Annotated in this window: 11 protein-coding genes; 8 read left to right on the top strand and 3 right to left on the bottom strand. The window is 56.9% G+C overall.

What is annotated here, in order from left to right; all coding sequences use genetic code 11:
- Positions 1 to 2: 2 nt before the first annotated feature.
- The 6 genes from ACR0AG_RS09340 (at position 3) to ACR0AG_RS09315 (ending at position 8,412) form a co-directional block, all read left to right on the top strand.
- Entirely contained in the window at positions 3 to 4,610 is a 4,608-nt protein-coding gene (locus ACR0AG_RS09340) for a MupA/Atu3671 family FMN-dependent luciferase-like monooxygenase (protein ID WP_480838075.1), read from the top strand.
- Entirely contained in the window at positions 4,607 to 5,275 is a 669-nt protein-coding gene (locus ACR0AG_RS09335; RefSeq protein ID WP_480838073.1) for a 4'-phosphopantetheinyl transferase family protein, read from the top strand. Before ACR0AG_RS09340 ends, ACR0AG_RS09335 begins: the two co-directional genes overlap by 4 nt.
- Before the next feature lie 60 nt (positions 5,276 to 5,335).
- On the top strand, positions 5,336 to 5,728 hold the full coding sequence (locus ACR0AG_RS09330; RefSeq protein ID WP_480838071.1) for a GtrA family protein: 393 nt from the start codon (positions 5,336 to 5,338) through the stop codon (positions 5,726 to 5,728).
- 17 nt (positions 5,729 to 5,745) lie between these two features.
- Entirely contained in the window at positions 5,746 to 6,768 is a 1,023-nt protein-coding gene (locus ACR0AG_RS09325) for a glycosyltransferase family 2 protein (RefSeq protein ID WP_480838069.1), read from the top strand.
- A gap of 54 nt (positions 6,769 to 6,822) precedes the next feature.
- Complete coding sequence (locus tag ACR0AG_RS09320; RefSeq protein ID WP_480838067.1) at positions 6,823 to 7,590, top strand: WecB/TagA/CpsF family glycosyltransferase; 768 nt, start codon at positions 6,823 to 6,825, stop codon at positions 7,588 to 7,590.
- A 189-nt stretch (positions 7,591 to 7,779) separates the two neighbouring features.
- Positions 7,780 to 8,412, top strand: coding sequence for an outer membrane protein (locus ACR0AG_RS09315; RefSeq protein WP_480838065.1), 633 nt, complete (start codon positions 7,780 to 7,782; stop codon positions 8,410 to 8,412).
- A gap of 14 nt (positions 8,413 to 8,426) precedes the next feature.
- On the opposite strand, the gene ACR0AG_RS09310 is transcribed toward ACR0AG_RS09315, so the two are convergent.
- The 3 genes from ACR0AG_RS09310 to ACR0AG_RS09300 are packed head-to-tail and all read right to left on the bottom strand — an operon-like array spanning position 8,427 to position 10,808.
- Complete coding sequence (locus ACR0AG_RS09310; RefSeq protein ID WP_480838063.1) at positions 8,427 to 9,158, bottom strand: amino acid ABC transporter ATP-binding protein; 732 nt, start codon at positions 9,156 to 9,158, stop codon at positions 8,427 to 8,429.
- The gene (locus ACR0AG_RS09305) at positions 9,158 to 9,991 is read right to left on the bottom strand and encodes an amino acid ABC transporter permease (protein WP_480838061.1); all 834 of its coding nucleotides are present in this window, start codon (positions 9,989 to 9,991) and stop codon (positions 9,158 to 9,160) included. Before ACR0AG_RS09305 ends, ACR0AG_RS09310 begins: the two co-directional genes overlap by 1 nt.
- 1 nt (position 9,992) lies before the next feature.
- Entirely contained in the window at positions 9,993 to 10,808 is an 816-nt protein-coding gene (locus ACR0AG_RS09300; protein WP_480838059.1) for an ABC transporter substrate-binding protein, read from the bottom strand.
- Positions 10,809 to 11,090: 282 nt separating this feature from the next.
- Between ACR0AG_RS09300 and ACR0AG_RS09295 the strand changes: the two genes are divergently transcribed.
- Positions 11,091 to 12,821 (top strand): type I secretion system permease/ATPase, encoded by a 1,731-nt coding sequence (locus ACR0AG_RS09295; RefSeq protein WP_480838057.1) that lies wholly within the window; start codon positions 11,091 to 11,093, stop codon positions 12,819 to 12,821.
- Positions 12,821 to 14,128, top strand: coding sequence for an HlyD family type I secretion periplasmic adaptor subunit (locus ACR0AG_RS09290; protein WP_480838055.1), 1,308 nt, complete (start codon positions 12,821 to 12,823; stop codon positions 14,126 to 14,128). The genes ACR0AG_RS09295 and ACR0AG_RS09290 overlap by 1 nt, the downstream gene beginning before the upstream one ends.
- Positions 14,129 to 14,142 lie beyond the last annotated feature (14 nt).

The following is a 14,142-nucleotide window of genomic DNA, read 5'->3' as shown; positions in this document are numbered from 1 at the left end:
CAATGGCATTTCGCACCTTTCTGATCGGCCACGAGTCACTGGTTATTCAATGTGGTGAAATGCTGTTGGATGCAGGTCACACGATCTCTGGCGTGGCGACGCGCAATCCGGATGTACGCGTTTGGGCGGAAGACAAAGATCTGACATGTCACGCGCCGGGCAACGATCTGGTGGACCGGATCGACGGGGTACAGTTCGACTGGTTGCTCAGCATCGCAAACCTGGATCTGCTGCCGCAATCCCTGTTGGACAAGGCCCTGAAGGGTGCGGTGAATTTCCATGACGGACCACTCCCCCGCTATGCGGGCCTGAACGCGCCGGTATGGGCCATCCTGAGTGGTGAAACCCAACATGGCATTACATGGCACATGATTTCAGGCGGCGTGGATGAGGGCGGTATCGTCGCGCAAAAACTCTTCGACATCAGCGATACGGAAACTGCCCTGACGCTGAACACCAAATGTTATGGCGCAGCGATTGACAGTTTTGGCGATGTCATACACGCCTTGGAAACCGGGCAGCAGCCCACGCCGCAGGACCTGACGCAGCGCAGCTATTTTGCCAAAGACAAGCGCCCCGCCGCAGGCGGTCGGTTGGATTTCTCCAGACCGGCCACCGAGATCGCTGCAATGGTTCGGGCGCTGGATCATGGGGAGTACTGGAACCCACTTTGCTGCCCCAAGATTGAGCTCGAAGATCGGATTTTCCTGGTCGGTCGCGCAACGCCCAGCACACATGCGGTCGATGGTGCCGCCGGAACAATCCTGGCAAGCGACAACACGAGCCTGACAATCGCCACGGGTGACGGCGCGCTCGAAATCGGGGATTTTCGGGACCTCAACGGGACACCCGTCTCTGTTGAAGGGCTCGCAACAGTTGGCAGCGCCCTGCCCGCTTTGGATGCGGAGGCAATAGATACAATCGTCGCCGCGCTGTTGCGGGCCGAACCAAACTGGCGCGCTCGCCTGCAAGAGTTACAACCGCTGGACGTGCCGCTGATCGAGGCCAATGACCCCTCCGGCGCGCCACGAACAAAAAACCTGCAAATCCCGGATGGCCTTGCAGAGGGCACGGTCGAAGCCGCGCTGGCCGCCTTGATGTCACGTCTTGGCGACGCTGCGATGGTGGATTTGGCACTGCGCATGGACGACACAGACGGCGTGTATCAGGCCAGTTGGGTGCCTGTTCGCTTTGAGGCCAACCAATCCTTTGCAAATGCCGCGCAGGGATTTGGCCGGGACAGAGCGCTGGCCTTGGACCTTGGGCCGTTCGCCTGCGATCTTCCCGCCCGCTTGCCGGGGTCCGGGCCGTTTCAGCCCCCGCTGGTCGGTCTTTCGGATCAGGCCACAGATGGGCTGGTCCCGGGTACAAGCCTGACAGTTGCCGGGAAGGATCAACACTATTCTCTGATCGTCGACAGCGGCCATATCAGTGAAACCACGATGCACCTGCTTGCAGCCCGACTGGAAGGCCTTTTGGTGGCGCTCTGCGACCCGACCTGCGCCGATCAGCCGGTTTCTACACTGCCCATTTTACCGGACTCTGAGCGTTCGCAAATTCTAAAAGACTGGAATGCGACGACGGCTGAATACGACCAAACCTCCTGCGTGCATCACCATTTCGAGGCTCAGGTCGCCCGTACACCCGATGCGGTTGCATTGGTGTTCGAAAACGAAAGCTTCACCTATGCCGAGTTGAATGCGCGCGCCAATCAGATTGCGCATGTTTTGCGCAACATGGGCGTTGGACCCGACGCACTGGTGGGTTTGCACGTCAAACGCTCACCGCTGTTGTTGATCGGCGCTTTGGGTATTCTCAAAGCAGGTGGAGCTTACGTCCCGATGGATCCGGCCTATCCGGCGGACCGGACGGCGCTGTATCTGGAAGACAGCGGCGCAAAGGTTCTGCTGACCGAAGACGCCCTTGTGGAGACTTTGCCGAACCATAACGCCCAAGTACTGGTCATGGATACCGATCAACGCCTGAACGGCGCCGAGATCAGTAATTTGGACAGCGGCGTGACCTCGGCCAACCTCGCCTATCTGATCTATACCTCTGGCTCCACCGGGCGCCCCAAAGGCGTGATGGTTGAACATCGCAACGTCTCAAACTTTTTCACAGGCATGGATGATCGCATCCGCCATGATCCCCCGGGGGTCTGGCTTGCGGTAACCAGCCTGTCTTTCGACATCTCGGTGCTCGAACTGTTCTGGACCCTCGCCCGGGGTTTCAAGATCGTTCTGTCGGATGACGAAAACCGGGCGCTTGTGGCCGGAGACTCTGATCCGGGGAAATCCATTACCGGTCAGGGTATGGATTTCAGTCTGTTTTATTGGGGCAATGATGACGGCGTTGGCCGCGACAAGTATAAATTGCTGTTGGAAGGCGCAAAATTCGCCGATCAGAACGGATTTTGTGCGATTTGGACGCCAGAACGCCATTTTCACGCCTTTGGCGGCCCCTATCCCAATCCATCGGTCACCGGTGCTGCGGTGGCTGCTGTTACCAGCAATATCGGCGTGCGGGCCGGCAGCTGCGTCGCGCCGTTGCACCATACCGCGCGAATTGCCGAGGAATGGTCGGTGATCGACAACCTGACCAATGGGCGGGCCGGACTGGCCATCGCATCAGGCTGGCAACCGGACGACTTCATTCTGCGCCCCGAAAACACGCCGCCGGAAAACAAACCCGCGATGCTTGAGGCGATCCAGACCCTGCGCCAGCTTTGGGCGGGGGAAACGGTCGAGTTTCCGACCAAGACAGGCGAGATGCACGGCGTTGTCACCCAACCGCGCCCGGTGTCGAAAACTCTGCCAGTTTGGGTCACAACCGCGGGTAATCCCGACACCTGGCGCGAGGCCGGGGCAATCGGCGCCAATGTCCTGACGCATCTGCTGGGGCAAAGCGTTCAGGAGGTTGCGGACAAGATCGGCATCTACCACACCGCCCTGCGCGACGCAGGTCATGATCCTGCCGATTACGAGGTCACCTTGATGTTGCACACTTTTGTGGGCAGCGACCGCGAAGAAGTGCGCGACATCGCCCGAGAACCGATGAAGGACTATCTGCGGTCAGCAGCCGGGTTGATCAAGCAATATGCCTGGGCCTTTCCCGCCTTCAAAAAACCCAAAGGTGTTTCAAACCCGTTCCAACTGGACCTCGGTAGCCTTTCTGACGACGAACTTGAAGGCATCCTCGACTTTGCCTTCCTGCGGTATTTCGAAGATTCCGGCTTGTTTGGCACCGTTGAAGAATGTCTGCACCGCGTAGAAGAGCTCAAACGCATAGGCGTGGATGAGATCGCCTGCCTGATCGACTATGGCATCCCGGTGGATCAGGTCATGGATGGGCTGAAGCCGTTGGCCGACGTTCTGCGCCGGTCAAATCAGGACATAGGGCTGGATGAAGGCGACTTTTCGATTGCCGCTCAGATCATCCTGCACAAGGTCAGTCACTTGCAATGCACGCCCAGCATGGCGCAGATGTTGCTGCTCAACGACGAGGCCCGATTTGCGCTGTCCAAGATCGAACACATGATGATCGGCGGCGAGGCGTTGCCCGGGTCATTGGTCAAACAGATCGACGCGGTGTCGAAGGCCCATATCGAGAACATGTATGGGCCGACCGAGACGACAATCTGGTCCACAACCGAAAGTGCCGCCGTTACGGAGGGTGTCGTCAATGTCGGCACACCCATCGCCAACACGCAGGTTTATGTTCTCGATGAGGTGGGTAACCCCGTTCCGATCGGCATGAGCGGAGAGCTTTTCATAGGCGGTGCCGGTGTAACCCGTGGCTATTGGCAGCGCGAGGACCTTACCGCGGACCGCTTTGTGCCCGATCCATTCTCGGACGTGCCCGGCGCGCGGCTTTACAGGACCGGCGATCTGGTTCGTTGGCGCCCGGACGGTCGTCTGGATTTTCTTGGTCGCGCGGACCATCAGATCAAACTGCGCGGCTATCGTATCGAGTTGGGCGAGATTGAAAGCTTGATCGACACTCAACCCGGAGTGCGGCAGTCGGTCGTTCTGGCGCGGGAAGATACGCCGAACCTCGTCCAACTGGCCGCCTACATGACGACAGACGCCTCGGTTGACGAAAAGGCATTGCGGCGCGCGTTGGCCGACAGCTTGCCCGACTATATGGTCCCGGCGCATTTCGTGACGCTGAATGAATTCCCGCTGACGCCAAACCGCAAGGTAGATCGCAAGGCTCTGCCTGCGCCATCGGCCAGAAAGCAACCGACAGCCCCAACCGCACAGCCTGTTTCTCAAGGGTCCGTCACGCAGAAAGTCGCAGCCATCTGGTCGCAAATTCTGGGTGTTTCCGAGATCGGCAGTCGCGATAACTTTTTTGATCTCGGCGGTCATTCTTTGTTGGCCGTACAGGCGCATCGCGAGATCAAAACGACGCTCAACGTTGCAAGCCTAAGCATCACCGACATTTTCCGGTTCCCGACATTAGGTGGGCTTGTCGAAAAGATTGAAGAGAAAACAGGACATACCTCTCCTGAACCTCAGTCTGTCAAACCTGCGCCCGAGAAAGCAAATGCGCGCAAGGATGCCATGGCGCGACGGCGAGAGATGCGGGCACGCAGACGATCCGCATGAACGATTTTGCTGTCATCAGGGCCATGTTGCAGCACGTACTCGGCCCAGAGATCGGCATCGGGATAACAAACCCCGGGATTTCCAGCGGCAGGCTTCTGCCCGAAGAAGAACCCGCAATGGTCCGGGCCATTGAAAAACGAAAGACCGAGTTTACCGCTGGCAGGGTCGCAGCCAGGATGGCCATGCAGGACCTGGGCCTGCCACCTGCGGCAATACCCATGGCCAAAGATCGCAGCCCGGTTTGGCCCTCGGGTCTGATCGGATCGATCACGCATTGCGAGGATCTGTGCATCGCTTTGATTTCAAGCGACAGGCACTGGGTCGGAATTGGCGTGGATGCCGAGACCAAGACGCCACTTAGCGCGAGCCATGTGAGCGTCATTTGCACACCCGCTGAGCAAAATTGGCTGCGGTCGCAACCGATCAAAGCTCAGGAGCGGCTGGCCAAAGAAATTTTCTGCGCCAAAGAAAGCACCTACAAGGCGCTCTACCCTTCGATTGGTCGAATACTGGAATTTGACGAGGTCGAGTTCGACTTGCCGCTTGGGCGCAGCGTTGTCCTGTCTGAAAACGGGTCAAAGCAGAAACTCGCCATTCAGGTTGATCCCATCACAGTTGAAAACAAAATCATCGTCATCTCTTGCCTGTCACAGAAGCCTGCGTAACAAAAACACAGGACTGGGACGTACCCAGGCCGTTTTAAACATGTGACGGAGCCGCCGGTCGTGAAACTGATCGACCTGATCTATGCAGAAGGCAAGATAATCTCCCGGTTTTCCCTGACCGGGATTGTGGCCACACTTGTGCATATGAGCGTCAGTTTCGCCTTGCTCAACCTCACCGTGATTGGACCTCAGGTGGCCAACTTCTGCGGCTTTTTAACCGCACTGGGATTTTCATATATTGGCCATTACCATTTCAGCTTCAAAAGCGACAAAGCGCATGGTAGCGCTTTCCCACGCTTTTTGGCGACCACAGCGATTGCCTATACCTGCAATATCCTGGTCGTGGCCGCACTGACGTCGCAGACGACATTGGGAGCAAATATCAGCTTGTTTTTGGGGATAAGCACGATGCCTTTTGTCAGCCTGATTTTGTCACGTATCTGGGTATATTGAGTGGATGGGGGCCCGGCATGATCCAAACTGATCTGGCTGACAAAAACAACAGCTGCTCGATGTCCATCGTTGTTCCTGTGTTCAATGAGGAAGAGAGTATTTCGCTGTTTGTCGACCGGGTCGCCCCGATCCTCCGGCAGGTTTGCGATACGCTCGGGGAGCGGGCAAAAAGCGAGATCATTTTCATCGATGATGGCAGCTTTGACGGCACGGTCGAGGCGATTTCAGAGCTTTCGGTTCAGGATATCTCGATCCGGTTGATCAAGCTCTCGCGTAATTTCGGCAAAGACGCCGCGCTTGCCGCCGGGCTTGCTTATGCGCACGGTGACGCGGTGGTTCCGATGGATGTCGATCTGCAGGATCCGCCGGAACTGTTGCCGGACATGGTCAGAGAATGGCAAAACGGCGCCCTTGTCGTGAACGCAGTGCGCGCGGATCGGTCCAACGATACTTGGTTCAAACGCAAAGCGGCCGAGGCTTTTTACGATTTCGTCAATATGCTGTCGAAATACCCGGTTCCCAAGAATGTTGGTGATTTTCGATTGCTCGACAAACGTGTGGTCAAGCACCTGAATGCCATGGAAGAACGTATCCGGTTTAACAAGGGCTTGGTCGCTTGGCTGGGGTATAATACAGCTGCGGTTGAGTATTCGCGTCCAGCACGTGAAGCGGGCATGACCAAATGGAAGGTCTGGTCGCTTTGGAATTTCGCGCTGGACGGCATTACCGGGTCCAGCACATTTCCGCTGCGCGTCTGGTCTTACATCGGCGGGATGTTAGCACTGATCGCCGGGATCTATTCGATTGTGATCCTGTTAAAGACGTTGATCTTTGGTGTCGATCAGCCGGGTTATGCCTCGCTGATGATCGTGGTACTGACCTTGGGCGGCGCGAACCTCGTGGCGCTTGGCATTATGGGGGAATATATCGGGCGTATCTCGATTGAGGTCAAAAAACGCCCGCTTTACCTGATCGAAGACATCAAAGAGATTTCTGATCAGGATGTTGTCACCTCTTACCCGCAAAAGCAGAAAATCTGAGGCGGAGAGGCCAGGTATGAGCGTATCGGTGACGGTTAGGGCCCAGGATTGAGCGTGCGTGACGCTAGTGTTTGTGCCGGGACTTATCCCCTGTCACTGGTCAACGTCCCGACGCGTGCCGCGCTTGAAAAGAAAATACTGGCTCATTTTCAAGACGGTAGCGGATTTTCCCTGGCAACCCTGAACCTCGACCACATCGTGAAGATGCGGCAAAGCCCGGACTTCCTGGATGCTTACGAGGCGCAAACCTACGTGGTAGCGGATGGGAATCCGATTGTCTGGCTCTCGCGGCTGGCCGGGCGGTCAATTGAGCTCCTGCCTGGGTCTGAATTGATCGAACCTTTGGCGCGGCTTGCTGCAAAAAACAATGCACCCATCGCCATGCTCGGCGCCACGCAAGAGGCTTTGGACCTCGCCGCAAGACGACTGGAACAGGCCAATCCTGGGCTCGTCGTCTGCGCCAAGATTGCACCGCCTTACGGGTTTGATCCAAACGGCGCAGATGCGGCGACCTGCTTGAGTGAAATCAACGCGTCCGGTGCGCAGATCTGTTTTTTGGCATTAGGGGCGCCGAAACAGGAAATTCTGGCAGCACGCGGGGCAGAATTTGCACCCGATTGCGGTTTCATCTCGATTGGGGCGGGCCTTGACTTTATCGCAGGCAGTCAGACACGCGCGCCCCTTTGGGTTCGAAAGCTAGCACTGGAATGGGTGTGGCGCCTTGCAACCAACCCCAGCCGATTGGCCGGCAGATATGCACGCTGCATCGCGATCCTGCCGGGTTTGACGTGGAAAGCCTTGGGGTCGCGGCACAGACGTTGAGTGTGATCAGATCAACAGATGCGTTTTGAAATCCATCGTATTCGTGTATGATAATATGATACAGGAAGGGATAGGTTTATGCGGTCAAAAATTGGAATTCTTGGTACAATTATCGCAATTTCTGGCCTTGGAACGCCAGTTTTAGCCCAAGAAAGTGAGTGGAACCACGAAGCGACCGTCTATTTGTTCATGCCGGAAACCGAAACATCCATTGCAAGACCTCGTGGCACATTGGATGGCACGCTCAGCTTTTCGGACGCGCTGAGCAATCTGGATTTTGCCTTCATGGCGGCGTTTGCTGCGTCGAACGGGCGTTGGAGCATACTTGCGGATTACAATTACACAGATTTGTCCTTCAGCAATGACACGCCCGGCCCGGCCTTTTCTGGCCTGGACACATCGACCAAAACCCAGTTTCTCAGCGGGTATGTTGGCTATCGCGTCTACGAGGACCCAAGCGTTCAAGTCGACCTTGCGGGAGGTTTCCGATGGTTCAGCACCGAAACGGAATTCACTTTGAACGCTGGCGCCGCAGCAGGCAGGACGACTTCGACGGACAGCAACTGGACGGATGCGGTTTTAGGCGCGCGGGCGCGGTTTGTGATCTCTGACCGATGGACCGGTACCGGATTTGTCGACTATGGCGGCTTTTCCAGCGACAGCGAAACCTGGCAGGTTCTGGTCACCGCAGATTATGCCATCAATGACCGATGGCTGATCCGGGGTGGATACCGCTATATCTCGTTTGACCATGAGATTGACGGAAATGACTTCAAATTCAGCCAATCTGGACCGCTGATCGGCGCAACGTATCGTTTTTGACACTGACCGAACATCTACTTTAAGGCCCGTGCCAGAAAAGCCTGGGTCGCCTCCTCTTTCGGGGATCCGAAAAGCACTTCTGGCGGGCCTTCTTCGACCACTTTGCCATTTTGCAGGAAACACACCTTGTCTGCGGCCTCGCGCGCGAAACCCATTTCATGGGTCGCCATAACCATGGTCATGCCCTGTGTCTTGAGCATGAGCAAAACGTCCAGAACTTCGCCCACCAATTGGGGATCAAGGGCCGAGGTGATTTCGTCAAACAGCATCACCTCGGGTTTCATCGCCAAGGCCCTTACAATCGCGACGCGTTGTTGTTGCCCACCCGACAACTGATCGGGATAGTTGTGCATCCGATCGCCCAACCCAAATCGTTCGAACAGCGCTTCAACCTCGGGCTGCAACTCTGATCTGGACAGGCCGCGCACGCGGCGCGGGGCCAGCATGACGTTTTCCAAAGCGGTCATATGCGGAAAAAGATTGAAACTCTGGAACACGATGCCGATCCGCGCCCGTACCGATTGCGGATCGCGGTCGGGAACCGAGATATCTTCGCCATCTAAAAATATCGCACCATCTTCGATGGGTTCAAGCAGATTGATACACCGCAGGAGGGTCGACTTACCAGCCCCGGACGCCCCGATCAGGCAGACCATCTGGCCTTCTTCCACATCCAGATCAATCCCGTCACAGACAGTATTGTCGCCAAACCGTTTGACGACATCGCGCAGCTCCAGCTTGGCCATCAGCGCCTCTCTTTCATTTGGCGCGCCATCAGGTGGTCGGCGTAACGTGTGGCCGGGATTGTCACGATCAGAAAGATGATCGCTGCGCCGACATAGGGTGTGAAGTTGGCCAACAGGGATTTGAACACACCGGCCTGCCGGAAGATCTCGACCGGACCGATGAAACTCAGCAGCGATACGTCTTTTTGCAACGCAATCAGCATGTTCATCTGCGACGGCACGACGTTACGAATGGCCTGCGGCAGAACAACGTCCCGCATGACCTGGCGCTCGGATAGGCCCAGCGAGAGAGCCGCCGCCCGTTGGCTGTGATGCACACTGTCGATGCCTGACCGAAAAATCTCGGCCACATAGGCCGAATAGGTCAGGATCAGCGCCAGCGAACCCCAGATATAGGGCGAGTTCCAAGGGCGCGGCAGGCCAAGCCCGGGAATACCGAACCCGATCAAGTAGACGGTCAGGATCACCGGTACGCCTCGGAACACATCTGTGAAGGCCGCTCCGAAGATGCGCAGGGGAAACAGGGCTGGTGATTTCGCGTCCCTTGCCAATGCGATCAAAAGACCCAGCACGGCGATGGCCGGGGCCGACCAGGCAAAGATCATCACATTGATCCGAAAAGCCTCAAGCAGCTTGGGAAAGGTCTTCCACAGAACTTCGCCGTTGAAAAAGCTTTGCTGAACCTTTTCCCATCCAGGCGCCAATGGGACCAGGATGATCGACGCGGCCACAACACATACTGTGCTTGTGGCCGCAATGATCAGCGAACGGCGACGCTGCCGCGCCTCATAGAGCTGGCGGCGTGTCATGCCCGCCGTCTTCGAATTTGACATATTATTTGATCAGGGGAACGCCGGTTGTGTCTTGCAGCCAGGTCGCCTCGATCTCGGCCAGTTTGCCGTTTTCGGTCAGCGTGGCGATCGCCTGATCAATGCAGGTTTTCAGCGGGTTGCCTTCTTCCAGCAGCATGCCGAACTGATCGGGATTGTCATTCTGATCCGCCGGGAACTGACCGATCACTTTCGATCCTTCGATCATCACCGCGCTGAGGAACAAGGCAGTCGGCAAGTCAAACAGCGCCGCGTCGATCTGATTGGCCGTCATGGCCGCGTTGACGTCGGCGTTGTCACCGTAAAGCAATGGATCGCTGTCGGGTTGAATAATACTGGCCAGTTTCGGCACGGCCGTGGTTGACCCTACTGCACCCCATTGAAGTCCTTTGAGGGCTTCCAGCGAAGGCGCGGTGTCAGTCGCGTTTGCCCCGACCAGAACAGCCATAGGCGCGGTGTAGTAAGGTGCAGAGAAATCAACCACCTGATCCCGTTCCGGGGTGATCGAGTATTGCTGCATATTGACGTCGAATTCCTTCGCGCCGGGTTGAATCGCCTCATCAAAAGACGAGCGTACCCAAACCACATCTTCAGCGGCAAAACCCATCTCTTCGGCAACGGCATAGGCCACCGCGGCCTCAAACCCTTCGCCTTTTTCAGGAGCATCATCAAGAACCCACGGGAAATAGGCCGGGTTTCCGGTTGCAATTGTGAATTTCCCGTCTGTCAGGGTTTTACCTGCCGCGCAGTGCCCATCGGCCAGAACCGGTGTCGCAGCACATGCCACTGAAAAAGCCGCAATTGATAGAACCCTGGACATCATTGACTCTCCTGTTGGAACATTTCGCGGCTACGGTAAATCTGCCGGACGGATGAGTCCAGCCAACCCTGTGCAAGATATGAAATTCCCAGAACGGCGCGTTTTCGCCGTAGGTGTGTCAAACTCTGCTCAATCGAAAACTCATTGTTCAAGGCCCGTTGTTCCTCAAAAACGCCGTGAATATAGTGCCGCAACCGCATGGCCAGCAAAGTTCGCCGGATCCGCGGATAAACGAGCGAGTATGTCAGGTACTCGAAAACGAGGCCATAATTCGTGAGCTTGATGAACCGAACTTTGACTGAGCAGAGCGGTGAGTTGCGAAAAACTCGCAACCAGGGGTCCAGGTTTTTCGCCCTGGCCTTTGTGTTCAGCATCTTCGTGAACCTGTTGATGCTGACCGGGCCGCTGTTCATGCTGCAGGTCTATGACCGCGTCCTGGGATCAAGATCGGTCGAAACGCTTGCGGCCCTGTTCCTGCTGGTTGCCCTTCTTTATGCCCTGATGGCGATGCTGGATTATGCCCGCGGACGGATCATGGCCCGCTTTGGTGCAAACTTTCAGGCGTCGCTGGATGAGCGGGTTTTTGACGGCACCATCACGCAGGCCCTTGACCCGCGACTGAGGTCGGCGCCCGCGACTGCGCTGCGAAATCTGGAATCCATTCGCGCGCTGTTTGCCTCGCCTGTCTTTCTGGCACTGATGGACATTCCCTGGACCCCGATTTTCATCGCGGCGATTTTTCTGTTTCACCCGCTGTTGGGTTGGCTGGCCATAGCTGGCGGGACAATTTTGATTCTCGTCGCGGTTTTGAACCAGTTGCTGACGCATCGCAAAGTCGCACAGGCGCAGGCGGCGACCGCACAGGCCAACTCTTTTTCAGAACACGCAAGGCAGGCCGCCGAAGTTGTCCGTTCACAGGGAATGCAGGGCAATGTCGCCAAGCGCTGGTTGCAGCAGAGATCGCAGGCACTGACCGAAACGATTGGGGCCAGTGATTGGACAGGTAGTTTTTCCTCCCTGACCAAATCGCTCAGACTGTTTCTGCAATCGGCCATGCTGGCGCTTGGGGCCCTGCTGGTGCTGCGCAACGAGATGACGGCAGGTGCGATGATCGCAGGTACAATCCTGTTGGGTCGTGCCCTCGCCCCTATCGATATGGCTGTGGGTCAGTGGGCGACAATAGAGCGTGCGCGCACGGCCTGGCAGAGCCTTGGCAGGTTCCTAAGCGTCACGCCACCGGATGAGGCGCGCACAAAGCTGCCTGATCCCAAGGCGCATCTGGTGGCGCAAGGGCTGACCGTGATCCCCCCCGGCGCCCAGACGCCCACATTGCACAACGCATCGCTCAAACTTGAGCCGGGTAAGGCGTTGGGTGTCATTGGCAAAAGCGGTTCGGGCAAGACAACGCTGGCCAAGGCTTTGCTTGGCTTGTGGCAGCCGGCGGCGGGCGAAATTCGGTTGGATGGGGCCGCTTTGGATCAGTACGATCCCGACGCGCTTGGACGACATATCGGATATCTGCCCCAACAGGTTGCACTGTTTAACGGTACGGTGGCCGAAAACATCGCGCGCATGTCGCTGAGTCCGGATGCCGAAGCTGTGGTTGAGGCCGCCAAAATGGCAAATGCCCATGATCTGATCCTGGGACTGGAGGACGGCTATGACACGGTCCTGGAGGGCAATGACAGCCTGCTGTCCGGTGGTCAGATGCAAAGGGTGGCCTTGGCCCGCGCACTCTATGGCGATCCTGTCCTGCTGATTCTGGATGAACCGAATTCGGCCTTGGATGCCGAAGGAACCGCGGCGCTGAACAATGCTGTTCGAACGCTGAAAGAGGCGCGAAAATCGACCATCATCATGACGCACAGACCGCAGGCGATTTCGGAATGCGACGATCTGATCGTTGTTGAGCAGGGTCACATCGTCAAATCGGGCAGCCGTGACGAGGTTCTGAATTCGATGGTTCAGAACGCCAAGGTGATCAAACGTCACCTGAACAAGGTGGGTGAATAATGGCCAATCCGCAAAATCGCCCATCTTGGAGCATACGTGTACCTGCCTTCGTTGGGCTATTTGCGCTGGCCGTTCTGGTACTGGGGGTCGGTGCCTGGAGTGTGCGCACCAAGCTGGCGGGCGCTATCGTTTCGCAGGGCGTGATCGAGGTGCAGAGCAACCGTCAGGTTGTCGAACATCCCGACGGCGGTGTTGTCGGCGAGATTTTTGTGCGCGATGGCGATCAGGTGGCGCGCGGTGACATGCTTTTGCGCCTGGACGACACGTTTCTTGCCTCGGAACTCACAATTGTCGAAGCGCAACTGTTCGAGCTTTTGGCGCAAAGAGCACGGCTAACAGCCGAGCGGGATGACGTTCACGTCGACATGCTGGACACTCAGCTTGCCGAATTGGCCGAGTTGGAACAAATTGACCCTGATTTGCTGGCAGGGCAACGCCGATTGTTTGAGGCACGATTGAACACTCTGACGCAGCAGGTCGAGCAATTAGGCAAACAGAAAACCCAGATCGAAAGCGAAATTGACGGAACAGAGGCACAACTTGCCGCGTTGCGCATTCAAAATACGCTGATTGGGTCCGAACTCAAAGACCAGCAGGGCTTATTGGACCGTGGATTGACCCAAGCCAGCCGCGTGCTGGCCCTGCAACGAGAGCAGGCAGGATTGACAGGTGAGATCGGCCGTTTAGACGCAACCATCGCACGCCTCAAAGGCCAGATCGCAGCGACCGAGATCGAGATCGTCGAGCTTGAGGCAACACGGCGCGAAGAAGCAATTACCCAGTTGCGAGAGGTTCAATCCAATATCGTCGAACTGGCAGAGCGTCGTCTGTCGCTGAATGAACGCCTGTTGCGGCTGGACATACGGGCACCAGTCGCTGGAACCGTCTACAACAGTCAGGTTTTTGCGGTTCAGTCGGTTATCCAGCCGGCAGAGCCAATGATGTATGTGGTCCCGCAAGACACCCCGTTGCTGGTCGCCGCCCGCGTCGACGCGCTACATGTCGATCAGGTGCATCAGGGTCAGGAAGTGGCGCTGCGTTTTCCGGCTTTCAATCAACGCGAAACCCCCGAGCTGCAAGGACGCGTTCTGACAATTTCGGCGGACACGTTCACCGATGAAAGCTCGGGCTTTACCTTCTACAAGGCCGAGGTCGCGCCAGAGGATGGCCAAATCGCATTGCTGAATGGGCAGGAATTGCTGCCCGGCATGCCGGTTGAGGCGATGATCAAAACGGATGAGCGCACGCCGTTGTCGTATCTGGTCAAACCCATGTCAGACTATTTTTACCGCGCTTTCCGCGAATAGATGGCTGATCTCTG

The organism is Ruegeria sp. H6, from assembly GCF_056532975.1.
This window is presented reverse-complemented; position numbering and strand designations above follow the sequence as displayed.

What these genes read in the sequence shown, in the direction of transcription:
- ACR0AG_RS09340 (WP_480838075.1), top strand. Translation starts at nt 3, where the DNA reads ATGGCATTTCGCACCTTTCTGATCGGCCACGAGTCACTGGTTATTCAA.
- ACR0AG_RS09335 (WP_480838073.1), top strand. Translation starts at nt 4,607, where the DNA reads ATGAACGATTTTGCTGTCATCAGGGCCATGTTGCAGCACGTACTCGGC.
- ACR0AG_RS09325 (WP_480838069.1), top strand. Translation starts at nt 5,746, where the DNA reads ATGATCCAAACTGATCTGGCTGACAAAAACAACAGCTGCTCGATGTCC.
- ACR0AG_RS09315 (WP_480838065.1), top strand. Translation starts at nt 7,780, where the DNA reads ATGCCGGAAACCGAAACATCCATTGCAAGACCTCGTGGCACATTGGAT.
- ACR0AG_RS09310 (WP_480838063.1), bottom strand. Translation starts at nt 9,158, where the DNA reads ATGGCCAAGCTGGAGCTGCGCGATGTCGTCAAACGGTTTGGCGACAAT.
- ACR0AG_RS09305 (WP_480838061.1), bottom strand. Translation starts at nt 9,991, where the DNA reads ATGTCAAATTCGAAGACGGCGGGCATGACACGCCGCCAGCTCTATGAG.
- ACR0AG_RS09300 (WP_480838059.1), bottom strand. Translation starts at nt 10,808, where the DNA reads ATGTCCAGGGTTCTATCAATTGCGGCTTTTTCAGTGGCATGTGCTGCG.
- ACR0AG_RS09295 (WP_480838057.1), top strand. Translation starts at nt 11,091, where the DNA reads ATGAACCGAACTTTGACTGAGCAGAGCGGTGAGTTGCGAAAAACTCGC.
- ACR0AG_RS09290 (WP_480838055.1), top strand. Translation starts at nt 12,821, where the DNA reads ATGGCCAATCCGCAAAATCGCCCATCTTGGAGCATACGTGTACCTGCC.